Raw genomic sequence first — 23,423 nt, 5'->3', positions numbered from 1 at the left:
GGGGTATTTTCGGCGGGTATTTGCTACCCCATTTAGATAAGTTTGCAAGGAATCGAGATATGGCTTCGGTTACGCTAAGTAAAATTAAGAAAAACTACACCAAAGATGTTTGTGTGATTAAGGGTGTGGATCTAGAAATCAAAGATGGCGAGTTTGTAGTTTTCGTTGGCCCTTCAGGCTGTGGTAAATCTACCTTGCTACGCATGATTGCAGGCCTGGAAGACATCACCGAAGGTGAGCTCAGAATTGGCAATGTGGTTGCCAATGATTTGCACGCATCTAAACGCGGTATTGCCATGGTGTTTCAGTCTTACGCCCTCTACCCGCATATGAGCGTGTACGACAATATGGCATTTGCACTGAAGCTGGCCGGTACATCTAAAGCAGAAATCGATCAGCGTGTAAAAGGCGCTGCCGAAGTCTTGCAAATGACCCATTTATTAGATCGCAAGCCAAAAGCCTTGTCTGGCGGCCAGCGTCAGCGTGTGGCCATTGGCCGCTCGATTGTGCGTAATCCAAAGGTTTTCTTGTTTGACGAGCCTTTGTCTAACCTAGATGCTTCCCTGCGCCTGCAAATGCGCGTTGAGCTATCCAAGCTGCACCAAGAGCTTAAAACCACCATGATCTATGTAACACACGATCAGGTAGAAGCGATGACACTGGCTGATCGTATCGTGGTGTTTAACGCGGGTGTGATTCAGCAGGTTGGCTCGCCGCTAGAAATGTACGAAAACCCATCGAACCTCTTTGTAGCAGGCTTCTTAGGCTCGCCTAAAATGAACTTGCTGGAAGCCGACTTGGTAGCCATTGAAAACGGCTCTGCCCACGTTCGCTTGCCAGATGGCATTCAGATCCGTGCTGCAGTAGATGCTTCTTCTTGCAAAGTAGGGGACAAAGTCACTATTGGCATTCGCCCAGAACATATGCAATTGGCGAGCGCCGATGCAGTGAACTCTGTACCTGCCCGTGTTGATCTAGTTGAGCACTTGGGGGATATCGTATTGGCGTATATCCAGGTGAAAGGCATCAGTGAAATTCTGTGTATGAAAATTGCAGCAGAAACCGATGTGATTAAATTTGGTGATTCAATTCATGTGGTATTCCCGGAAAAGAATTGCCTGTTGTTTGATGCTCAAGGTCTTGCATTAAAGCGCGTTTAATCCTTTAAATTGGATACGCAAAAAGCCCGGCAAGTAATTGCCGGGCTTTTTGCGCTGAAGTAATTGGATTTAACTTTATTTTTCTTATTTGCAGTAGAGATATGGTGTAAGTCTTTGTTCAATTTGGAGTAGTATTACGTTATGGAATAATTCATGCTAAGCCAGCTAAGGCGTTTCAAAGAGTGCATTTTTATACGCCAAAGGTGGTGATTTTTTTGCCATTTCAGGGCGTTTATATTTTGTTAACATTCAATTGAGAAAAAATGATGCAACATATCTCCGAAATCCGTCATTGTTCTGTTTGTGGTGTTGATACGAACCATGTCGTTGTTTTGGTTAGGAAAACGAATCCATTTAAAGGTGAGCAACACAGTAAATTTAAAGAGTTTTTACATGGCGCCATAAAGAGTTGGTTTCTGGGTGCATTTATCGCATCAATGGATGAATTTTCTCGTCATCGTATCTGTGAAAAATGTGGTAACAAGGTTATCGAAGATTAAAAACTCAGAGGGTCAGATTTTACATTTGATATGAATGAATTAATTTAAGCTGCTTTGAAACAACTTTAAATTTTATCCTATGTAAAATGTAAGGCCTGACCCCAGTTGTTTTTCTAGTTATTGACAGTACGGACATGGTGTAAGTCTTCGTTCAATTTGGTGTAGTATGACGGCATAAAATAATTCAGGCTAAGCTCGGTAAAGTGTTTCAAGGAGCTTGGTATTTTTATGCACTGTAGGTGGTGGTTTTTCTGCCATTTTAGGGTGTCTATATCTTGTTGGGTAATTATAAGGAACTAAAAATGTGCGCCATCTTTTCTAACCCCGTTTTGTATATTTTAATCGTAAACATAATCGGTTTAACTTGGGCAGTTCGTTCTTGGAAAAAAACTATTCGAGAAAAATGGATGAACAGCCTAAGAGATGCTGGAGCTGAGCTAATTGGTGCAGCCGAGTTGATTTATGGAATTGCCGCAGATGACAAATCGCTTTCAACTGCACAAGCCAGTTTTATTGCTAAAGAACAAAAACTTTTATTATTATTCGCTCATGACAACGAAGAAAAGAAGATATTTAAAACCAATTCAGAAAACCTTCGGAAAGCAGCTGAAGGTAGAGTTACAAAAACGTACAGAGACGAACTCGATAGCTTCTCAAATGGCGTTAGCAATAGAGTTCTAAAAGAATGGCAAGCTATTAAGTGAGCTTGCCCACCCCATCATTCAAGCGGGGCTGGCTAAAGCCAGCCCCTTAATTCAAACGTTAGGTCGAAGAAAATGCCCTCCGAAGACCGTCTCAGTACCCCGCTCGCAATGGACGAAGACATCGTTAGTCTGCTTGCTGTTCTAGGGGTTGATCGAGGAGCCGCCGTTTGGCTGCCTTTCACCGAACCGACCAAGTTTCCACCTGAGGCTCGCGAGTGTCATATCAATGCTTGGCTGCAATGTAAATACGAGCGGTCAGGCTTCACCATTTCTGGGTGGCTGATTTGGCATCACGAATCGACGAGAACGGTTGAATCCCACTTCCACACTATCTGGGTAACCGAGACTGGCAAGCTCGTAGACGTAACTCCTCGCGAGGATGGCGAGGAAACAGTGCTCTTCGTCCCTGATCCGAGTCGCAGCATTCGCCTGACAGACTACCAAGGCAAACCCGCACTCAAGACGTACACCAAGGTCACTATCACTGTGGGTCGCGTGGTATCGCCGCTGCGGGAGGCACTGGTCATCCTTACTACCGACCTCATCTACGAGCATGGCTTGGTTACACGAGAAAACCTATGAGTTTATACGAACCTACGAACCTATAGAACCTATATGGTCAGCTCTTACATTTGACATTAATTAATCAATTAATCAATTAATCAATTAAAGATGTTTTTCAAGCCACTGTAAATTTTTTCTTATGTAGAACGCAAGACCTGACCCGCTACTCTCGCTACTCTTTTGTTTTTTGCAATTTTATGGTGTTTACATTTTGTTAGCATTCAATGGAGAAAAAATGACGCAACATACGTCTGAAATCCATCATTGTTCTATTTGTGGTGTTGATACGAACCATATCGTTGTTTTGGTTAGAAAAACTAATCCATTCAAAGGTGAGCAAAACAGTAAGTTTAAAGAATTTTTACATGGCGCAATAAAGAGTTGGTTTCTTGGTGCGTTTATCGCTTCAATGGACGAATTTTCTCGTCATCGTATCTGTGAAAAATGTGGTAACAAGGTTATCGAAGATTAAGGCCGTAAGTCGCAATGAATTTGTAGGGCGTAATAAGTCTGGTGGTTTTTCCAGACGCATTACGCAGCATGAGTTAAATCGAAAAGCCATGTAGGGCGGGTTGGCTTCATTCACCCGCGCTGAACGATGGTTGAGAAGTACAGATCCCTTTGCTTATTTACTATATTGCCCAGCTGAATACTCAGCCAATCGCGGGTTACACCTCCGGCCAACCCGCCCTACAGGGCTATAGGTCTTTTTGCTTAATGGCAATGCAGTTGGTAAAAAAGGGGGACTAGGGGTAATGCCGTTCACTTACGGTGTTGGTTGTGCTTCCCCCTTAGAAAAAGGGGGATTGAGGGGGATTTGCCTTTGGTTTTTTGCATATTTAAGCCCAATATCAACTGCAAATCCCCCCTAGCCCCCCTTTTACAAAGGGGGAACTCAAGCAAAATTGCTTAAGTGCGTGGCATCAGCGCTCTAGGCTTTAATCCGCTCCACCAAATAAGCCTTAAGCGCCGCCACGTCTGCTTCCAGTACATCAAAACGCTGCGGTAAATCCTCTAAGTTTTGCAAGGATGCCGGGCGTTGTGGTTTTTGGCCGATGGCTTCCAGCATGGTGTCTTCAAACTTGGCGGGCAGGGCGGTTTCAAGGATGACCATGGCGACGTTGGCATCTCTGTGCTCAATGGCTGCTTTGTAGCCGTCGGCGGTGTGAGGGTCGATTTCTACGCCATAGGTTTCAAACACGCTGCGGATATTATCGAGGCGATCCTGATGGGTGCTGCGGCTGGATCTAAAGCCATACACCTCGCGCATTTTGGCAAAATCGTCCGCGCTTAAATCAAAGCCGATGCCTGCATCGATGCCTTTCCATAGAAGCGATAATTTGCCTGCATCGCGGCCTAGCAGATCGAATACAAAGCGCTCTAAATTAGAGGCTTTGGTGATATCCATCGATGGGCTGGATGTTTCGAAAGTGCGATCAAGGCCGCGCGGGTGATAGCCGCCGCTGCTGAAAAACTCGTCCAGTACATCGTTTTCATTGGTGGCTACAATCAGACGGCGAATCGGCAGGCCCATCTGGCGTGCCATATGGCCCGCACAGATATTGCCAAAGTTGCCCGAAGGCACGCAGAAATCGACTGGCTCGCCGACGGTTTTTGCCACGGCAAAATAGCCTTTGAAGTAGTAGCAAATCTGCGCCACTACGCGGCCCCAGTTGATCGAATTCACCGCGCCAATTTTGTAATCCTGCTTAAACGCGGCATCGTTATTGATGGCTTTCACCATATCTTGGCAGGCATCAAACATGCTCTTGACCGCGATATTGTGGATGTTGGCGTCTTGCAGGCTAAACATCTGCGCGCGTTGGAAGGGGCTCATTTTGCCAGCTGGGCTGAGCATAAATACATTCACGCCCTTTTTGCCGCGCATGGCGTATTCCGCCGCCGAGCCGGTATCCCCTGAGGTTGCGCCGACGATATTGATTTCTTTATCGTCACGCGCCAGCACATATTCAAATAGATTGCCGAGCAGCTGCATCGCCATATCTTTAAAAGCCAGCGTTGGGCCATTAGAGAGCTGTTGCAGATGCAGATTAGGAGCCAGTGTTTTGATCGGCGTAATGTCGGCGGAACCAAACACTTCGGCGGTGTAAGTTTTTGCGACTAGCGCTTTTAAATCTGCTTCGGGAATATCGTCGACAAACAGACGAATCACTTCAAAAGCCAGCTCGGCATAGGGCAGGGGGGCGAGACGTTCTAAATCGGCTTGCGTGAGGCGCGGGCAAACTTCTGGCATCACCAAGCCGCCGTCAGGCGCTAGACCGCCGAGCAAAATGGCTGAAAAAGACTGGGGTGGCATACCGCCGCGAGTAGAGATATAGCGCATGATTTTTAGACCTTTAATAAACCCTAAAGTCTGTAGACACGGAGGACACGGAGCAAGGCAAGGGCGAGGAAAGTCAAAGGAAACTCAAGCGACAAGGGCAGCATACTCGCTTGCATGGCTTAAATTGGGGTGCAACCCAATCCTATCAACTTAAGCTTTTGTCTTTAGATGAATTGGCATTTCGTAGGGTGTACAACGACGCAGTCGTTGCGCACCGAGAGCGGCGCGCAAGAAAAACGACTTGCACACCCTACGCAAAACCAAGCTTTGTCCTGTTTTTGACATTGAGTTAATAGGATTGGGGTGCAACCCGCCGCTATACAACAAATATATTGCAAAAGCGGCGGGTTGCACCCGCCCTACCTAGCCTCATCAACGACAGTTTTCTCAGCTTTTTCTCGCCTTTGCTTTTCTCCGTGTCCTCTGTGTCTACAGAACTTTTAGATTTTAATATGTATTAGCCGTTCAAATGCTCAAGGCGTAAGCGCACGATTGCGCCGGTGATGCTTGGCAGGGCTTCGATGCCTTTGATGGCGGTGTTGACGTGTTTTTCTACGGCCAGATGCGTGATGATGATGATATCGGCACGCGCGTCCCCTGCAATCGGGCGCTGCAACATGGCATCTACCGAAATATCGTTGTCGGCAAGTAAGCGAGTGATATCGGCCAGCACGCCAGGCTTGTCTTCGGTATTGATACGCAGGTAGTAGCAGGTTTCGATTTCTTCGATCGGCAGAATCGGCAGATCTGCAATTTGCGAAGGCTGAAAAGCCAGATGCGGCACGCGTTGCTCTGGGTCTGCGGTATGCAGGCGGGTGATATCCACCAGATCGGCAATCACGGAAGACGCCGTTGGCTCGGCACCTGCACCGGGGCCGTAATACATAGTGGCACCGACGGCATCGCCCTTCACTAAAATCGCATTCATCACGCCATCTACATTGGCGATTAGGCGGCTGGCAGGGATTAGCGTAGGGGCAACGCGCAGCTCAATGCCTTGCTCGCGGCGGCGAGTCATGCCGAGTAGCTTGATACGATAGCCCAGCTCTTGTGCGTACTGGATATCAATGGCGGCCAGCTTGCTAATGCCTTCCAGGTAAGCCTTATCAAATTGCACCGGAATACCAAAGGCAATCGCGCTCATGATGGTGAGCTTATGTGCAGCATCGTGGCCTTCGATATCAAAAGTAGGATCCGCTTCGGCGTAGCCAAGGCGTTGTGCTTCTTTTAAAACATCGGCAAAGGCCAAGCCTTTATCGCGCATTTCTGTCAGGATAAAGTTAGATGTGCCATTGATAATGCCGGCCACCCATTCAATTTTATTGGCGGTCAGGCCTTCACGCAGCGCTTTAATAATCGGAATACCGCCTGCTACGGCGGCTTCAAATGAAACCATCACGCCTTTTTCTGTGGCGCGGGCGAAAATCTCATTGCCGTATTCGGCGATCAGTTTTTTATTTGCGGTCACCACATGCTTGCCATTGGCAATGGCAGCCAGGACTAAGTCTTTGGCGATGGTGGTGCCGCCAATGAGTTCCACCACAATGTCGATTTCTGGGTTGTTGACTACATCCATAGCGTCGGTAGTCAGGGTGATGTCATCACCACATAGCTCACGAGCACGGACCAGATCACGGTTGGCTGCCATGGTAATCACAATCGGCCTGCCTGCGCGGCGGCTGATTTCGATGGCATTGCGTTTTAGAACCGTAACCGTTCCGCCGCCTACGGTGCCTACACCGCATAAACCTACATTGATGGGTTTCATTTATTTTCCTTGAATTAAGCTGTGCCGTGACGTTTTCGATAGTTTTCTAAGAAGCGGGCAATGCGGGCAATGGCGTCAGTTAGATCATCTAGATTGGGTAAGAACACCACGCGGAAATGATCAGGCTGTTGCCAGTTAAAGCCAGTGCCTTGTACCAACAGCACTTTCTCTTCTTGTAATAGCTCTAAAATAAATTGCTGATCGTCGGCAATCGGGTAAATGGCCGGGTCAAGCTTGGGGAACATATAGAGCGCTGCTCTTGGTTTTACACAGCTTACTCCCGGGATCTCCGTGAGCAGCTTGTAGGCCAGATCGCGTTGCTTAGCGAGTCTGCCTGTGGGTTTGACTAAATCATTAATGCTCTGATATCCGCCCAGCGCGGTTTGAATTGCGTATTGGGCGGGCACATTGGCGCAGAGTCGCATGGTAGCGAGGATATTCAGTCCCTCGATATAATCTTTTGCTATTTTCTTATTGCCAGAGACAAACATCCAACCCGCTCTAAAGCCACAAGCGCGATAATTTTTGGATAAGCCGTTAAAGGTGACAAACAAAATATCCTTCTCTTTTGATTCTAAAGAAGCAATCGAGGTATGCGTTGCGCCGTCGTAAAGCACTTTGTCGTAGATTTCATCGGCGTAAATAATCAGGCTATGTTCACGCGCAATTTGAATAATGTCTTTGAGCAGCGAATCAGGATATAAAGCGCCCGTTGGATTATTCGGGTTGATAATTACAATGGCTTTGGTTTTGGCGCTGATTTTGCTGCGAATATCATCCAGCGATGGATACCATTCATTGGCTTCATCACATAAGTAGTGGCGCGGCGTGCCGCCTGCTAAGCTGACTGCGGCCGTCCAGAGCGGATAATCCGGCATCGGCACCAAGACTTCATCGCCATCGTTAAGCAGGCCTTGCATAGCCATCACGATTAGCTCGGATGCGCCATTGCCAATATAAATATCGTCTACCGTCACATCGCTAATATTTTTGGATTGCGTGTAATGCATAATGGCTTTACGCGCCTGAAACAGGCCTTTGGAGTCGACATAGCCTGCGGAATTGGGCAGGTTGCGAATCATGTCTTGCACCACTTCTTCGGGGGCATCAAAGCCAAACGGCGCCAGATTGCCGATATTCAGCTTGATAATGCGCTGGCCTTCTTCTTCCATCTGACGCGCTCGCTCAGGAACTGGCCCACGAATCTCGTAACAGACATTTTGTAATTTGTTTGATTTAAGAATGGTAGTCATGGCAGCGGCTTATAGGCTAGGACCTCATATTCTAACGAAAGATTGTGCTGCACTGCACTTATTCGTGATGACGAAAACAAAAAAATGAATACAAAAACGTATCCGTCAGCGATTAAGTTAAAATACAGAGTCTTTAATTGGGAAATCATCATGAAATTACAACATACCGCCATCGAAAATCTGAATCAGTTCTCAGGCTATGGTGACGATTTTGTGCGGGTGAATACCGAGCAATATCAGGGTAATGTGCTGGTTACCGCTAGCGAGGTCCATGTTTGGCGGCCTTTGGGCTTTGATGATTTAACTGAGGTCGATTTTACTGCGGTGCTGGCGTATAAGCCTGAAGTGGTTTTATTGGGCACAGGAAAAACCATTCGCTTTCCACATCCGCGGCTCTATAGTGCACTAGCAGCCGCGCATATTGGTCTGGATGTGATGGACACCGGCGCACTGTGCCGCACCTTTAATATTTTGACTTCGGAAGATCGCAAGGTAGTGGCGTTGATTGTGCATAATTAATTTGCAGCGTAAATGCGGTGAATCGTTATATTTAATACCATATAATTATTTATTTGGAATAATACAGCCTACGCTGTAGATGGTCATGGCATAAAGTAAATTGATATAGTCATTTATCCTTGGTTATTTTTACCTTTATGACGAATTACGGGATTTGAGTCGGGTTTTCCTCGCTTGTATTAAATATAAATGACTTGTTTAATCACGGCCTGAATAAAGCAGCTAAATATTCTTATGTAATATTTCAATGTTATTGGTTATATAAAGACAATAAGGGTGAATATGCTTCAACTCGATTTTTACGGTACTTTAGTCGCAGCATCGCTGGTTTTATTATTAGGGCGAAAAATTGTTGAGTGGTCACCGCCGCTGCGTAATTACAGCATCCCCGAGCCTGTGGTCGGAGGCTTATTGGTCGCTGTTTTACTGCTGCTTGGACGGCTGAGTTTTGGGGCTGAAGTAAAGTTTGATACCGGTATGCAAACGCCGTTGATGCTCGCATTCTTTGCCAGTATCGGCTTGAATGCAGATCTTGCCAGCCTGAAAAAGGGCGGCCGTACTCTCGTTATCTTTACTGGTGTGGTGGTTTCCATGCTGATGATGCAAAACATCGTCGGGATTGCCGCTGCCAGCGCCATGGGCATCAGCCCTCTGCTTGGCCTATTGGGCGGATCGATCACTATGTCGGGCGGTCACGGTACGGGCGCTGCGTGGAGTGCCGTGTTTGGCGAGAAATACGGCTTAGCATCCGCCACCGAAGTCGCCATGGCTTGTGCCACATTTGGTCTGGTGATGGGCGGCTTAATTGGCGGGCCGGTTGCGCGTTATCTGGTTAAAAAAGTACAAATCCCCGGCTCTGAACGTAATAGCGACGATAGCCCCACGTCCTTTGAGCAGCCACATGCTGTGCGTCTGATTACTCCCCAAGTCTTTATCGAAACACTGGCCCTGATTGCCGTAAGCCTGATGGCGGGATCGGCGCTAGCCACGCTATTAAAAGGCACTGCCTTTGAATTGCCGGGTTTTGTGTGCGTGTTATTTATTGGTGTGGTGCTGAGAAACGGCTTATCTGCTCTGGGTATTTACCAAGTCTTTGATCGTGGCGTATCGGTATTAGGTAATGTAAGCTTATCGCTGTTTTTAGCCATGGCCTTGATGACACTACGCTTATGGGAATTAGGCTCATTAGCTCTGCCTATGCTGGGCATTTTGGCGTTGCAAGCCACAGTAATGGCGCTCTTCGCCATCTTTGTCACCTTCCGCGTGATGGGTAAGAATTACGATGCCGTGGTTTTAGCTGCCGGTAACTGCGGCTTTGGCCTAGGCGCTACGCCTACCGCGATTGCCAATATGCAAGCCGTTACCGAGCGCTTCGGCCCTTCGCATATCGCTTTCTTGGTCGTCCCTATGGTTGGCGCTTTCTTTATTGATATTGCCAATGCGATTTTGATTAAGCTGTTTTTATTGTTGCCGATTTATGGGTGATTAATAGTTAAGCGGATGAACGTTAAAGTCTTGCCTTTGGGTGTAATGCCGTTCACTTAAGCGGTTTTGTTTGAGTTCCCCCTTTGTAAAGGGGGCTAGGGGGGATTTGTAGTTGATGTTGGGCTTAATAATAAGCAAAAAACTCAAGGCAAATCCCCCTCAATCCCCCTTTTTCTAAGGGGGAAGCAAAACCAATACCTTAAGTGAACGGCATTACACTTTTGGGTGAGGCTGTTTTTGCTTAGTAGATGGTTTTTTATGCCTTAAAAGGAGGGGGAAGATGATAAGTAGTGCATTTGAATTGCATGGTGAAATGAATAATTAACCAACCCTATTTACCCTATGCACTTAAATTGGAATAGTGATGCGCTTTGAATGGCGATAGGTACGAAACACTTCGTGGTTTGTACCTATGCGCTTTAATCATTCATCCATCTTGATATTTACTCCACTTTACCCCCCTGTATTTTCCCCACATTTACAAATTTCACCCGGCGGTTGGCGGCGGCATAGGGCTCGTCGGGGAGGAGGAGTTCGCTTGCTCCCTTGCCGATCACAAGTAAACGTACTTGCTCTACATGGCGGGGGCCGCTGAGGTAGGCTCGCACGGCGGCGGCGCGTTTTTCTGATAGGGTTTGATTGGTTTCGCTGCTGCCTTTACCGTCGGTGTGGCCTTCAATTAAAAATTGATAGGCTTGCAGTTTGGGGTGATTCAGCGCTCGGGCGATGGTGTCTAGTGTGCTGCGGCTGCCGGGGGTGAGGCGGCTGGAGCCATATTCAAACACGATGGGAATCGAAATACTGGGGTTGCCAGCTTGCTGGCTGGGTGGGGCGACTTCGCCGTCTTCTTCGATCACAATATTACGTGTCATTGTTTTAGGTAGCAGCGATTCAATCATCTGTTCGCTATTATTCGGCTCGGCGGCATAGCTGTTGAATAAAAGCGGGATAAGGATGAGGGGGGCTAGCAAAATTCTGGTGTTCATGATGTTACTCCGCAGTGATATCAAGCAAGGCTGCACCGTAGGATGAAGTGCACGTGACTCTGCTATCGCATTTTTGCTTGGGAGATAGCGCTTGCATGGCACTTTGTAAATCGTATTGGCTGCTTGCTGTGCCATTAAAAATAGAGAATGGCCCAATTTTTTGATAGCTTAATTGGGAAAAATCGCGGGGTGCATCGCTGACTATGACTAACAGGCGGTTGCTGCCCGCAGGCTCGGCTAATCTCATTTTCCAGCCTTTGCCAGGTAAAGGCAGCGGCAAGGATCTGGTCAGGAAATTATTAATGGCCAGTTGATTGGGGTAGAGCATGTCAAAGGTTTTGTTGTCTGATCCCACCATTAGCACATACACATAGCCTGAATGGCTGCTTTGTATTTCAAAGCTGAGCGCATCACCAATGTGGTAGTTTCCTTCCTTGCTGGTTTTTAGTTTTACAGTGCGCCGTTCATCCCGGCTTTGGTAAAGGTCATTTAGCGTGGCTTGCAGGTTGATGGTGCTCGGTACTTGAGGGGCCAGCGAGGCAACAACGATTGGTTTTTCTACCGGCGGGCTGAGCGTGGTTGGGGTTTGCGGCTTTGGGGCATTGGGGCTTGCAAGCAGTTGGAAGACCGATTCGCGCTTGCCCCGTACTGTGATATTGCTGGCTTTAAAATCACTGGTGCCAGCAAGCCGGTCTTCTAGTTTTTTTTGCGCGCATTGCTGTATTTCGGCCACAGATAGCGCGCCGCTGCGATCCAGATCAGGCGCTGATTTCAGGCATTGCCGCCAAGCCACGGTGACCATGCCACCGCTGTTTTCTTCATCAAATGAAATCTCATTCTCGCGCGATGCGGTGATATACACATGATTGATGCTGCCTGAGTCGGCTTGGTGTTCGTCAATGGCGCGGGTTAATACATTGATGGGTTTGGCGCATACCGCTTGGCTTTTGCTACTGATTTCTCTGCCGCCCCAGAATTTGGGGCTGATTTTGGGTTGATCCAGCGAGCGGGTAACCACATTATTCAAAATACCTCCGGAAAAACAAGCGTCCACAAAGGTGAGTAGTTGTGAGGTTTTATTTTCTATTTTTTGATAAAACTGTTGCAGCTCACTATCTAGCAAAATCTTGCCATCTACGCTGATTAAGCCTACGGCACAGCGTGTACCGCCTTGCACTACTTGCTGCCCGCCGTGGCCGGAGTAATAAAAAAACACTTGATCGCCTTCGTTTACGCCATTGGCAAATTGCTCCAACGCATTGCGCATGCCTTTTAAATCGAGTTGGGCGTCTTTATAAAGCACGATATTGCTATCATTTATGCCCATGGCATTGGCGAGCTGACGGGCATTTTCGGCGTCGTAGCGCACGCCGCGCAGTGTGCCAATATGCTTGGGATATTCTGAAACGGTAAAAATCAGTGCTTTTTTCTCAGCCCATGCATTTTGCTGTAAGCCGAGCAGCAGCAGGCCCAGTAGCGGGAGCCATTTATTCATTTTGATACTCCTTTAATGCGTTCCGTAATCGGAAAATCCGGGATGCCAAACGGAATAATGGTAAAGGGCGTTTGCTCGCCCTTGGTGAGCTGGGGCACTTCGGACGATAAGTAAAAATCCAGCCCTTTTTGTGTTACCCAGCCGGTTTTACGAAAATCGGCCGCTCCATTGATGCCTTGCACCAAAATTTTGGTAAAAGCGCCATTGCCCCAGTCCCGGTTCTCTTGCGAAAGCTGCTTGCCGGTGCTGGATGAAAACACCACCACGCCATTTTCATCTGACGATAAGTCATTCACGATCTGGCCAATATCATGGCTAAAACGTCGCCCGCCCAAGGCGTTCCCCGCATGGCAGGTATCGATAAAGAAAATGCGCTGCCCCTTGGTCTGGGCAATAAATTCGGTAAATTGCTCGTTGGCGACGGCGGTTTCATCAAGGCGCTTGGTGTCTACATCGTGCGGTAAAAAGAAATAGCGCCGGTCTTTGCGGGTAACGCCATGCCCGGCTAAAAACAGCACGGCAGTATCTTTATTGCTGACATTGCTTTGCAGCCATTTCAGCCCTTCCAGTATTTGGCTACGGGTGGCCTTACTATCGGTGAGTAATAAAGTAGACACCTCACCATAGAGCGATCCTTTACGCTGTGCTTCCATGCTGCGGCTAAAGTCGCGGGCATCTTTTTCTGCCAAGCCTAAATCGTAGTCTGGATTTGCATATTTGCTGACCCCCACGGCCAGTACAAAAAGCTTGGGTTTGCCGGGTGGGGGTGGTTTCAATACCACGGGAGCAGGGCTTGCTGTGCTGATCTTGCTTGGCACAGGGGCTGGCATAGCGATCGCTACTTTAGTTGGAGTAGGGATAGCGGGCGCAGGGGCGATCACCTTGCTGGGGACGGGTGTAATGGTGGGCGGGTTTATTATTTTGCTTGGTGTGGGGGCCGGCGTTGCGGCTAGCGGTACAGGCAGTTTGCTGGGCATTGGGATGGGTGTGGCTGCGGGGGCGGGTGTAAGGCTAACCGTGGGCGCTGGCTGCGGAAGCGGAGGCCGGTTAACCCTCAGCAAGGCTACGGGCGAAAAGCCATTGGGGCTGCCAGATACAATGGTCACGCTGGCGGCTTGTGCAGGTAGCGGAAAGCTAATTCGCATGGGCTGGCCGTTGGCAAGCTTGCTGGCATCAATCTGATTTTTGATATCTGATTCAACCCCATTTACCCGCACTTTTAAAACCTGTGCTTTAGCGTCCGCCGGGCTGCGTACTACCACCTCAATGGCGAGCTGGTCGGCGGCGGTGGTGATTTCTCCGGGGGACATGAGCTCCACCACTGGCGGTAAAATCTGGCTGATCGATAGAGGGGCAGGCTTGGGCGGGCTGAGCTGCTCGGCAAGAATGGCGCTGTTGGCGGCCTTTATGGCTAGATCAATATCCCAGCCATTGAGATATTCATCAATCACATCGGGGCGGTGATAAGTTTTACGAAATTTCCCTACCGGGAAGAAGTCGGGCTGGCGGTCTGGCCCCCGGTTAATTTGCCAACCCAATAGTTGATCGCTGCCGGGGCTGGCATCGTAATAGCCTTGGGGTGTCCACATCACCCAGCGTATGCCGTCGGGGTGCAGAAAGAGCGAGAGTAAAAGCTGGCCGTTCGAAGCTTGATACCAGCGCAATGTGCCATCGCTATGCGCAGAGACAAAACGTTTATTATCGGCAGTGGGCACAATCGCCCTTGCTTCGCCACCGCTGGGAATCTGCCAGCTCACTTTGCCGCTGGTATCTAGCCTGCGAATAAAAAAATCAGCGCCAAGCAGGCCATCTTCCCCTAGCCGCGCTGCGCTGCGGGAAGATTCACCAGGAGCCAGTGCGATCGGTTTACCCGCAAACTCGGGCTGGCGGTGATTCTCCCACTGGCTAAAGCCGCGTGTGGAGGCGCTTTGCAGGCTTTTGGGCGCGCGGCCCATGCGGATAATCCGCTCATGCAAATTAAACCAAGCTGTTTGCTCGCCGTATTGGTAAGTCCATTGCACCGCCAAGCCGTCATTCGCTATTTGTAGATTGTCTGCGCCGCGTAAATCAGCGATAGCCAATGGCTGTGTTTCTATGCGCTCATCGCTAAAAGCTCTGCCCCAGCGGCCATTAAATCCTGCAAACAGCAGGCTGCCATCGGGCAAGGCACGCAATGCCGTCACGGTATTGCTATTGATGACTACGTCGGTGGCGCGGCCATTGGCGATATCCCAGCGGCGCAGTACGTAATTAGGCTCTTTTCGATAAGCGCTGCCCGCTGCTGCAAGGTTTTGCCCGTTGGATGACCAAGCAACATTACTGAGTGCACCAAAGGGTAGATCGTTATTTTTAAAGCGTTGCAACAGCTTGAGTTGGCCATTGCTGAGCTGGCTGCTATCCCAGATGTCCACGGGGGCTTGGATATCCACATAGCCTAAGGCTAGCTTTTGCCCGTCGGGAGAGAAAGCCACACTCACGGGTAAATCGCCTGCTAAATCGCGTGTTTCGGCTAATGGCTTAAGCTCGCCATTGCGCCAGTGCCAGATCGATAGTTTGCGATTGAATTCGCTGATCGCCAGCCATCCTTGCGGCGAAAAATCCATTCCATAGCAATTGCCTTGCAGTAGCTGATTAGTCAGCACTTTGCCTTGAGCAGAGATCAGCCACAAAGTGGGGGTGCTCGCCGAGCAGGCGGCCAGCGTTTGCCCGTCAGGTGAGTAGCGCAATTGCTTGATTTCACCGGGGCCCAGTAGCGTGGTGCGGATCAGGCGGGTGCTGGCGCGATCAAAAAACCACACGCGCATCGGGCCATTGGCTGCGCCGGTATCCCCGGCGATGGCGATTGTTTTACCATCCGGGCTGATTGTTAAGGCATATAGCCGACCTTCAAAGCCTGTACCAACAGGCACTCGCAATACCCCAACGGGGTTCCCTGCAGGCAGCTGCCAGATGCGGGCTGTTTTATCGTCTCCCGCAGTCAGCAGCCATTGTTCTGTGGCATCAACGGCAATGCGGCGTATAGGGGCGTGGTGCTGGGGCGTATCTAAACGCAGCACCGGCACACTTTCACCCCATGCCCATGCGGAGAATGTGGAGAGAAGAGCGAGAAGAATAAAGCGTTTCATACTGCACTTCTGCCTTTGATGCCGTTAAAAACGACTCCCCTCACTATAGAAGTGCTCAAAATTTGGCGGGTAATTTATGCAGTGCTTGGCGATGAAAAGGCGGGCTGGATCATATTGTTAAAAGCAGACGGGGATTTCGTTGATATACGGCAGGCAGCGCTATTTTGCGGGCCATGCAGATGTGGGCATGGCTCTGATTGAATTGTCGGGGTCGTTTATTTTTTATGGAAAATGATTTTATCAATCACCATTTTATTGCTTTCATCGTATTTTAAAATGACTTCCGCGTTGTAGAGGCTGGCGGCATTAAATTGTGCCTCGCCACTGATTTCTTGCACCATTTTATTGGCAGACCAAAGCGAGGTAATCAAGCTAATAATAAGCAGAGGGCTTTTGGCAGAAATCGTTGAATTAGATTTTGGTAAGGTGATATCTACTTTACCTCCGTTGGCTTCTACTGCGGCCATCCATTTCTGGACGCGTTCGGGTAGGGCATTAGGGGTGATTTGCTCATAAAATGCGACCTGAATTTTAGGCAAGGGGGCATTCAGTGAGTTGATTAAATCCCGATCGAAACCTTTGTAATCCACAAATTTAATTTCTGCCTGTGGTTTAGAAATCGCTTCGTTGGGGCCAGAGGCACAGGCGGCTAGCAGCAGCATGAGTGCTCCACTTAAGATGCTACGCAACATAACAGCCCCAGCATAAAATAGGATAAGTTATCTTAGCAGTGAAATCACGTCTTGCTGGTGGCGTAACGGTTTATCTTGCCAGAGCCTGTTTGCGCTTTCTTTGTTTCCAGTCAAGGGGATAAGGCTATCTAGAAAGATATATTAAGGATAAGCTGATTACTCCTGAAACTGTAATGAAAGGAATGTGTGAGATGGAGTCATTTAATATTGGGGAAAGAGTATTCCACGCCGCTGACAAGGGCAGAACCATCAAGACCGCTTATACGATTGAGGGCTTTCCAGGCAGCTCGGACGAGCTGGAAAACCCGGTTCTTTGCAAGTTTCATGTGGGGCAGCATCAATTTCTAGCCATTTTTCAGGCGCTGGATTTATCTCATCGATAGTGATTGCTCAGTATTAAAAACCACCTTAAACGGTGGTTTTTTGCTAAATAGCGCCATGGTATTGGGTGCTTTAATTTATTTTTCGTTTTTGACCCGTACACTGGCTAGTCTTGATGAGGCTGCGGCATTAATGATGAATGCGTAATAGTTGGCATTAGAGCCCCTATTTATCCGATGCAAACCTTCAGTACAATATGTGCTTAATGAGGCTATTTTGATTCTGTGCAAGAATAAAGTTAAATAGCTGGGCTTGTTTAGCTAGAATGGCCGCATAAGTTGATTGAATCAAAGGAATACAGCGCATTATGCAAATTGTTACATGGAACGTGAATAGTCTTAAAGTGCGGCTGCCGCAGGTGCTGGAGTGGTTGGCGGCTAATCCGGAAGTCACCGCGCTTTGCCTGCAAGAAACAAAAATGGAAGACGTTAATTTCCCGCAGGCAGAGATAGAGGCTGCGGGTTTTCATGTGGTGTTTGCCGGACAAAAAACGTATAACGGCGTGGCGATTATTGCACGGGAAGCAATCAGCGATGTAGTGGTGAATATCCCCGGTTTTGTCGATCATCAGGTTCGCCTGATTGTCGCTACGGTAAAAGGGGTGCGGCTTGTTTGTGCTTATATTCCCAATGGTCAGTCATTAGATTCAGATAAATACCCCTATAAACTATCATGGTTGGAAGCACTTACTGCTTGGTTAAAAACAGAAATGGCCGCACATTCTAAATTAGCCTTGCTGGGTGATTATAATATTGCTCCCCATGATATCGATGTGCATGATCCGGCAAAATGGGTAGGGCAGGTTTTAGTTTCAGAGCCAGAGCGCGATGCATTTCAGGCTTTGCTAGATTTAGGCTTAACGGATTCATATCGCTTATTTGATCAGCCGGAGAAGTCGTTTTCTTGGTGGGATTATCGTGGTTTTGGGTTTAGAAAGAACGCCGGTATGCGAATAGATCATATTTTATTATCGAAAGAATTAGTGCCTTTATGCAGTGCTTGCGTGATTGATCGTGAGCCTAGAAAAAATGAGCGGCCGTCTGATCACACGCCGGTGATTGCCAGCCTGTCGATTTAAGCTATATGTAGTAAATAAACCCCAAAGAGAATCTGTATGGATAAGGCTAAATTATTATCGGGTAGCAGTTTATTTTGCGATTTAAGTTACGCAGAATTAACTGAGCTGGCCACTCAGACTGAGTTACGCAGCTTGCGCGCTAAGCAAATGGTGGTGGTGCAGGGCTCGGTGGGGGATGAGATGTTTGCGGTTTTGCATGGTCGTTTAAAAGTGGTACGCAGCAGCGATGAAGGCAAAGAAGCAACCATTTGCATTCTGGAAGCCGGAGAAATGTTTGGCGAAATCGCCATGCTGGATGGCGGCCTGCGCACGGCCACGGTAGAAACGTTAGAGCCTTGTGAGCTGCTGGTTTTACGCCGCGATAGTGTAATGCAGCATCTGGAGCAGCACCCTAAGGTCATGCATCAGATGATTTCTGCGCTTTGTCAGCGCCTGCGTTATGTAGATGATTTTTTGCAAGATACGCTGTTTTTGAATTTGCCTCAGCGCCTTGGTAAAACGCTCAAGCAGTTGGCTAAGCAGCACGGTATTAAAGATGAAAATGGCGTGCTGATTGATTTAAAACTCACACAGCAAGAGCTGGCCAATATGGTGGGCTCTAGCCGTGAAAGTGTAAATAAACAGCTGAGCGTATGGATGGAATACGGTTGGGTTCAGATGGATGTGGGTTTTATTCGCCTGGTGAAGATGGATCAATTGCCGGGGCATCCTCATTCTGCTTAAATAAAACAATGCCGAGCCTATGCTCGGCATTGTTTTATTTCTCAGCCAGCTTAGTGCCCGAATCCGCATAAGCGTAGTAATTCTTCCACGCACCATAGACTAAATTAGGATATTCGGCACGGCCAAGGCTGCCGTTATAGCGGCCTAATGCACGGAAGTAATCGCCGTTTTCCATATCAAGGTAATGCCGCAAAATAGTGCAGCCGTAGCGCAAATTCGTATTCATGTCGAATAAATTATGCGTGCCGCTGCCAATCGATCTTTGCCAGAAAGGCATGACCTGCATTAAGCCCCTCGCGCCTACTACCGATAATGCATAGCGGTTAAAGCCGCTTTCAACATGAATAAGCCCTAAAACGAGCTGCGGATCTAAACCCGCGCGGCTGGCCTCGTAATGAATGGCAGTGAGCAGGGTGCGACGGATAAATTCATCGGGAATGCGCTTGGCTAAGCGGGCCGACATGGCCGCAAGCCAGACTTCCCCCTCGGCGGGTGTAGCAAAGACTAATCTGGGCGATTGCCCGTCATTAATCGATCTTTGCATCGAGGTTTGCACATTCGAGGAGAGTTGCTCTTCTTTTTGCGCGCCCGCGTAGGCAAAGCTGCAAAAAACCAAGCTAATTAAAAAATAGTAGCGCTTAAACATGGGATTTTTTCTGATTAATCAGCTTGGAATGTAGCTTTATCGCTTGAATTGGTCAACAAGCAGCAATTAATCGCACGGCTAAGGGCTGGCCATCGTTCGCTAATGCCATTAAACGGTCGATATTTGGGTGCTTTCCGGGGAAGGTCAGCGCATCTTGGCTATGCTCTGCGTAAAGGCGGATGCCCTTTGCTGCTGCAATGGCGTTGATGGCGCCAAATTCTTGGTACAGGGCATGATAAACGCGCACGCTACCCGCTTGGCCGGGTTTATTTTCAATGAGCGCAACCACTGTTTCGCCATCGAGTAATTCAAGCGCGGATAAATGATCAATAGTAGGCAAGCTGGCAAGTACATCGGCAAAAAGCATGGGAAATCCTATGTTTATGACTGAATGAAATGACGTTACGGAAAAACACAACACGGAGGGGCTCGGTGCGCAAGAAAAACGACTTACACACTCTAAATGACTTGGTCGATGTTTATTTCTCAAAATAATCTATCCGTCATCCCCGAATGGTTTTATCGGGGATCCAGCAGAGGCATTGGATTCTTGAAAGAAGCACTCGGGAATGACGCTTTTTGAGTAGGCCTATAGCTCATCAAACGAGGCATCATTTGGCCCTAGCTTTTGCGGGTGTAGCCAGCTGATATCCCGCAAGCTGTGTTGCACCAGTTGGTCTACGCCTAATAGCTTGGCGAAAATGGCCATGCGGATGGGCACGCCGTTGTCGGTCTGGCGGAAAATCGCCAGCCTTGGGTCTTGGTTTAAATCGGTGGAGAGATCATTGGCACCGGAGCGGCTGTCTCTGGGTAGCGGGTGCATCACAATCACATCGGGCTTGCAGAAAGTATCAACTGCACGCAAATTAATCTGGAAGTTTTCGCCGTAGCCCTCCATCACTTCACCCTGCATACGCTCTTTTTGCACGCGGGTTGCGTAGATCACGTCTGCGCCTGCTAGGCCTGCTGCCAGATTATCGGTGCATTCAATCACATTTCCATTGCGGCTGGCTGCATCCAAAATGCTGCCGGGCATTTCGAGGCCAGCAGGGGCAAGTAGGGTGATTTTTAGCCCCTGGTAGAGGCCTAGTAATTTGGCTAATGAATGCGCTGCGCGGCCATGTTTTAAATCGCCAACCAGCGCAATATGGCTGCCATCAATCAGCTTATTGAGGCGTGAAAACTCGCGCTCCATCGTGTAAAGATCAAGCAGTGCTTGAGTGGGGTGCTCGCCAGGGCCATCGCCGCCGTTAATGATGGGGATATTACTGGCCTGTGCGAATTCGGCCACTGCACCTTGCTCAGGGTGGCGCACCACAATCACATCGGCGTAGCCGCTGACGACACGGCTGGTGTCGTAGATTGATTCGCCCTTAGCCATTGATGAAAAAGTAAAACCGGTGGTATCGCAAACCGAGCCACCAAGTCGGCAGAAAGCCGCGCCAAAGCTGATGCGGGTGCGGGTACTGGCTTCAAAAAATAAATTGGCGAGCACGGCTCCTTCAAGCACGCGGCAGGTTTTTTGCCGACGGGCAATCGGCTGCATAATGTCCGCGATACGAAATAGCTCTTCCACCGATTCGCGCGAAAATTGTTCTACAGAGAGGAGGTGAGGGGCCCAGTGTGCTTGGGGCGTATCTACACTTTGTGTGGCTGGAGTGTGCTGGCTGAGGATTTCCGCAAGGAAACGCTCAACAATGGCGGGCATACTACGGTGTTCGTTGGAATGATCGGGAAGTAACCAGCTATCTAAAGCACGGCGGCTCACGCCTAAACGCGCAGTGAGCGCATCACGGGTGAGGTTGAGCAGACGCATGGCGTCGCGAAGAATGCTTTGTTGAGCGGATTGCATGGTGGCACCTTATCTACACATTGTGTGGATTGTGTGCTTTTTTTAGGATGTGTGCAATACGCTTTGTGTTGGTTGATGTGAGTGAAAACAGAAAAAGTAGTGATTTTTCGGCGCTGTGCGGAGTGGGTTTTTTATTTTAGTTGATTAAATTAGCGGGCTTTTAAGCTGCACTGATCTATTTGCAAGATAGGTGCTTTACGCACCCGCTGCATCGCTACCCCAGACGTCTTCCATTGGGATTAAGCCTGCTACGCGCTGGCTTTCAATGACGCCAATAATGCTGTAGTCAATGTCTTCGCTGTCTCTTTCAACAATATCAAGCAGGGGGTGCCATTGCTTATTAAAAATGGCGGCCACAATGGGTGTTTGCTCGCTACGGCCTGGGCGTTTAACAATGCCGACTTCGCCATTGAGTAATTGCACTACAGCACCCGGTGGATAAAGCCCCATGGTCTGGGTAAACAGCCGGCCAAGTTTTACATCGATGCTATTGGCAGATCCGGTAAGCGAGGTCAGCAGGGCAAGATCGGAAAGCTGCCCGCGTCGCCAAGCATTGCGGGTGAGCATGGCGCAGTAGCGGTCGGCAATGCCTATCAGCCGGGCTTCAAAATGAATCGCGTCGCCAGAGAGCTGCTGAGGGTAGCCACTGCCATCGGGAATTTCGTGGTGCTGCAATACATAATCCAGCCAGAGCGTGTCGGTTACGCCTAATTTACGCAGCACATCGCGGCCTTCTAATGGGTGCACTTGCATCATCAGCCTTTGTTCATCGCTGAGCGGGCCGGATTGGGTGGATAGCTTTTCCTGAATAGCATACATGCCGATATTCATGGTCAGAGCTGCGGCGACCACAGAGCGCCGCTGTGTGGGTGAGCGGCCCAAGTCGCGTAGCGCCAGCTCAACCACGCAAGCCACATTGATGGCATGCCGGATTGCGTATGTGCCATCCTGGCGCAGCATAATCATGCCGATCACTACATTGCGATTCAGATCGCAAGCACGGCCGAGGTGATCCACAATGGTGCCGATATGGCTAGGGAATACCCCTGAGTAAGTTTCTGACTTACTTAAGATTCGATCAAGTGCGGCGCGTGATTCAAATACGAATCGGGGTGCCGATGCGGGACGCGATACTTTCTGTCCGCTTGGGCGGGGGGATGTGGCCATGCAAAGCTCCGTATATATCCTTGGCATTTTAGCTGAATAAATAGCAAGGAGAAGGAGTGCCATGATAATTGAATCATGTTTATTAAAAATTAATATTCAAGCATTTTTGCAAGTATGGGCTGAAATTGAATACGACTTGAAGCTCCACACTTTTAATGGCTAGCCTGCCAATGAGCATAGCGCAATATACTTTGCTTTTTCTGCATACAAAAATGGCTGCGCGGTCCGCTGCAGCCATTTTATATTTTTATTAGTCTGCTTCATCCATCCACATCAGTTGGATGGCTTCTAATATTTTTTCGCCACAGTGCTTGGCATCGTCATCAAAACCTTCTAATTGCATAACCCATTGCATTAAATCAGTAAAACGCACGGTTTTAGGGTCTAGATCAGGAAATTTATCGGCCAGTTGAATGGCAATTTCGCGGGAATCTGTCCATTTCATGATTGAATCCTTTTTTGTCACTACGATCAGATGGCGGTTTACGCGTCATTTCATCAAGCTGCACGGGCATGTCGTTGAATTAATGGTGCTCGCGGGCGTGGTTGACCGTGTATTTAGGAATCTCGACCACTAAATCTGTATCTTCAACAATCGATTGGCAGGAAAGACGAGATTCGGATTCTAAGCCCCAAGCTTTATCCAGCATATCGTCTTCCAGCTCATCGGATGGCGCAAGCGATTTAAAGCCTTCACGAATAATCACGTGGCAGGTGGTGCAGGCACAGGATTTTTCGCAAGCGTGTTCGATTTCAATATCGTTGGCAAGCAGCACATCGCAAATCGATGTGCCTGCTTCGGCTTCCAGCACTGCGCCTTCAGGGCAAAGCTGGGGGTGGGGCAGAACTACAATTTGAATCATGATTCATCCTTGGTATAGCGGCTTATTACACAAAAACCCAATCTTGAACCCTTCTAGAAAACACTTAATGAATTTCTCGGTGTGCTCTGTGTTCTCACTGATCTCTGTGTCTACAGAT

The 23,423-nt window shown here is 48.6% G+C and carries 23 protein-coding genes; 10 read left to right on the top strand and 13 right to left on the bottom strand.

What is annotated here, in order from left to right; translation table 11 throughout:
* The first annotated feature begins 59 nt into the window (after positions 1–59).
* From ACFQNF_RS01200 to ACFQNF_RS01180, 5 genes are all read left to right on the top strand, one after another.
* Entirely contained in the window at positions 60–1,160 is a 1,101-nt protein-coding gene (locus ACFQNF_RS01200; protein WP_380185527.1) for an ABC transporter ATP-binding protein, read from the top strand.
* Between the two features lie 263 nt (positions 1,161–1,423).
* Complete coding sequence (locus ACFQNF_RS01195) at positions 1,424–1,660, top strand: hypothetical protein (RefSeq protein ID WP_380185525.1); 237 nt, start codon at positions 1,424–1,426, stop codon at positions 1,658–1,660.
* A 302-nt stretch (positions 1,661–1,962) separates the two neighbouring features.
* Complete coding sequence (locus ACFQNF_RS01190) at positions 1,963–2,364, top strand: hypothetical protein (protein ID WP_380185523.1); 402 nt, start codon at positions 1,963–1,965, stop codon at positions 2,362–2,364.
* A gap of 72 nt (positions 2,365–2,436) precedes the next feature.
* On the top strand, positions 2,437–2,946 hold the full coding sequence (locus ACFQNF_RS01185; RefSeq protein ID WP_380185521.1) for a hypothetical protein: 510 nt from the start codon (positions 2,437–2,439) through the stop codon (positions 2,944–2,946).
* A 217-nt stretch (positions 2,947–3,163) separates the two neighbouring features.
* Positions 3,164–3,400, top strand: coding sequence for a hypothetical protein (locus ACFQNF_RS01180; protein WP_380185519.1), 237 nt, complete (start codon positions 3,164–3,166; stop codon positions 3,398–3,400).
* Positions 3,401–3,859: 459 nt separating this feature from the next.
* Here ACFQNF_RS01180 and thrC read toward each other — a convergent pair whose 3' ends face one another.
* From thrC to ACFQNF_RS01165, 3 genes are all read right to left on the bottom strand, one after another.
* Positions 3,860–5,272: a threonine synthase gene (gene thrC / locus ACFQNF_RS01175; RefSeq protein ID WP_380185518.1), complete on the bottom strand. Its 1,413-nt coding sequence runs from the start codon at positions 5,270–5,272 to the stop codon at positions 3,860–3,862.
* A gap of 457 nt (positions 5,273–5,729) precedes the next feature.
* Entirely contained in the window at positions 5,730–7,040 is a 1,311-nt protein-coding gene (locus tag ACFQNF_RS01170; RefSeq protein ID WP_380185516.1) for a homoserine dehydrogenase, read from the bottom strand.
* A 14-nt stretch (positions 7,041–7,054) separates the two neighbouring features.
* A complete protein-coding gene (locus ACFQNF_RS01165) occupies positions 7,055–8,293 on the bottom strand; it encodes a pyridoxal phosphate-dependent aminotransferase (RefSeq protein ID WP_380185514.1) in 1,239 nt (412 codons plus the stop codon).
* A 150-nt stretch (positions 8,294–8,443) separates the two neighbouring features.
* Between ACFQNF_RS01165 and ACFQNF_RS01160 the strand changes: the two genes are divergently transcribed.
* Positions 8,444–8,812 (top strand): Mth938-like domain-containing protein, encoded by a 369-nt coding sequence (locus ACFQNF_RS01160; protein ID WP_380185512.1) that lies wholly within the window; start codon positions 8,444–8,446, stop codon positions 8,810–8,812.
* Between the two features lie 282 nt (positions 8,813–9,094).
* On the top strand, positions 9,095–10,297 hold the full coding sequence (gltS, locus tag ACFQNF_RS01155) for a sodium/glutamate symporter (protein ID WP_380185510.1): 1,203 nt from the start codon (positions 9,095–9,097) through the stop codon (positions 10,295–10,297).
* Positions 10,298–10,740: 443 nt separating this feature from the next.
* Here the strand turns inward: gltS and ACFQNF_RS01150 are convergent, their stop codons facing one another.
* The 4 genes from ACFQNF_RS01150 to ACFQNF_RS01135 form a co-directional block, all read right to left on the bottom strand.
* Positions 10,741–11,283, bottom strand: coding sequence for an OmpA family protein (locus ACFQNF_RS01150; protein ID WP_380185508.1), 543 nt, complete (start codon positions 11,281–11,283; stop codon positions 10,741–10,743).
* 4 nt (positions 11,284–11,287) lie between these two features.
* A complete protein-coding gene (locus ACFQNF_RS01145) occupies positions 11,288–12,778 on the bottom strand; it encodes a caspase family protein (RefSeq protein WP_380185506.1) in 1,491 nt (496 codons plus the stop codon).
* A complete protein-coding gene (locus ACFQNF_RS01140; protein ID WP_380185504.1) occupies positions 12,775–15,903 on the bottom strand; it encodes a caspase family protein in 3,129 nt (1,042 codons plus the stop codon). The genes ACFQNF_RS01145 and ACFQNF_RS01140 overlap by 4 nt, the downstream gene beginning before the upstream one ends.
* Before the next feature lie 215 nt (positions 15,904–16,118).
* Positions 16,119–16,595, bottom strand: a complete 477-nt coding sequence (locus tag ACFQNF_RS01135; protein ID WP_380185502.1) for a hypothetical protein — start codon at positions 16,593–16,595, stop codon at positions 16,119–16,121.
* A 191-nt stretch (positions 16,596–16,786) separates the two neighbouring features.
* Here ACFQNF_RS01135 and ACFQNF_RS01130 point away from each other — a divergent pair, with 191 nt between their 5' ends.
* The 3 genes from ACFQNF_RS01130 to ACFQNF_RS01120 all read left to right on the top strand — a co-directional run bounded on the left by ACFQNF_RS01130 (position 16,787) and on the right by ACFQNF_RS01120 (position 18,777).
* Positions 16,787–16,978, top strand: a complete 192-nt coding sequence (locus tag ACFQNF_RS01130; protein ID WP_046350761.1) for a hypothetical protein — start codon at positions 16,787–16,789, stop codon at positions 16,976–16,978.
* Between the two features lie 305 nt (positions 16,979–17,283).
* Positions 17,284–18,054 (top strand): exodeoxyribonuclease III, encoded by a 771-nt coding sequence (gene xth / locus ACFQNF_RS01125; protein ID WP_380185500.1) that lies wholly within the window; start codon positions 17,284–17,286, stop codon positions 18,052–18,054.
* A gap of 36 nt (positions 18,055–18,090) precedes the next feature.
* Entirely contained in the window at positions 18,091–18,777 is a 687-nt protein-coding gene (locus ACFQNF_RS01120) for a Crp/Fnr family transcriptional regulator (protein ID WP_380185498.1), read from the top strand.
* 34 nt (positions 18,778–18,811) lie between these two features.
* Here ACFQNF_RS01120 and ACFQNF_RS01115 read toward each other — a convergent pair whose 3' ends face one another.
* From ACFQNF_RS01115 to fdx, 6 genes are all read right to left on the bottom strand, one after another.
* Positions 18,812–19,423 (bottom strand): lytic transglycosylase domain-containing protein, encoded by a 612-nt coding sequence (locus ACFQNF_RS01115; RefSeq protein ID WP_380185496.1) that lies wholly within the window; start codon positions 19,421–19,423, stop codon positions 18,812–18,814.
* A 52-nt stretch (positions 19,424–19,475) separates the two neighbouring features.
* On the bottom strand, positions 19,476–19,790 hold the full coding sequence (locus ACFQNF_RS01110) for a DUF2322 family protein (protein WP_380185494.1): 315 nt from the start codon (positions 19,788–19,790) through the stop codon (positions 19,476–19,478).
* A gap of 222 nt (positions 19,791–20,012) precedes the next feature.
* Positions 20,013–21,275: an aspartate carbamoyltransferase gene (locus tag ACFQNF_RS01105; protein ID WP_380185492.1), complete on the bottom strand. Its 1,263-nt coding sequence runs from the start codon at positions 21,273–21,275 to the stop codon at positions 20,013–20,015.
* Positions 21,276–21,470: 195 nt separating this feature from the next.
* Positions 21,471–22,442, bottom strand: a complete 972-nt coding sequence (locus tag ACFQNF_RS01100) for an HD-GYP domain-containing protein (protein WP_380185490.1) — start codon at positions 22,440–22,442, stop codon at positions 21,471–21,473.
* A gap of 250 nt (positions 22,443–22,692) precedes the next feature.
* Complete coding sequence (gene iscX / locus ACFQNF_RS01095) at positions 22,693–22,887, bottom strand: Fe-S cluster assembly protein IscX (RefSeq protein WP_380185488.1); 195 nt, start codon at positions 22,885–22,887, stop codon at positions 22,693–22,695.
* A gap of 79 nt (positions 22,888–22,966) precedes the next feature.
* The gene (gene fdx, locus ACFQNF_RS01090) at positions 22,967–23,305 is read right to left on the bottom strand and encodes an ISC system 2Fe-2S type ferredoxin (protein WP_046350767.1); all 339 of its coding nucleotides are present in this window, start codon (positions 23,303–23,305) and stop codon (positions 22,967–22,969) included.
* Between the last annotated feature and the right edge of the window lie 118 nt (positions 23,306–23,423).

The sequence above is a fragment of the Iodobacter arcticus genome, from assembly GCF_042664895.1.
In the GTDB taxonomy this organism is placed as follows: Bacteria; Pseudomonadota; Gammaproteobacteria; order Burkholderiales; family Chitinibacteraceae; genus Iodobacter; species Iodobacter arcticus.
The sequence above is the reverse complement of the archived record's forward strand: the minus strand, read 5'-3'. Positions and strand labels throughout refer to the sequence as shown.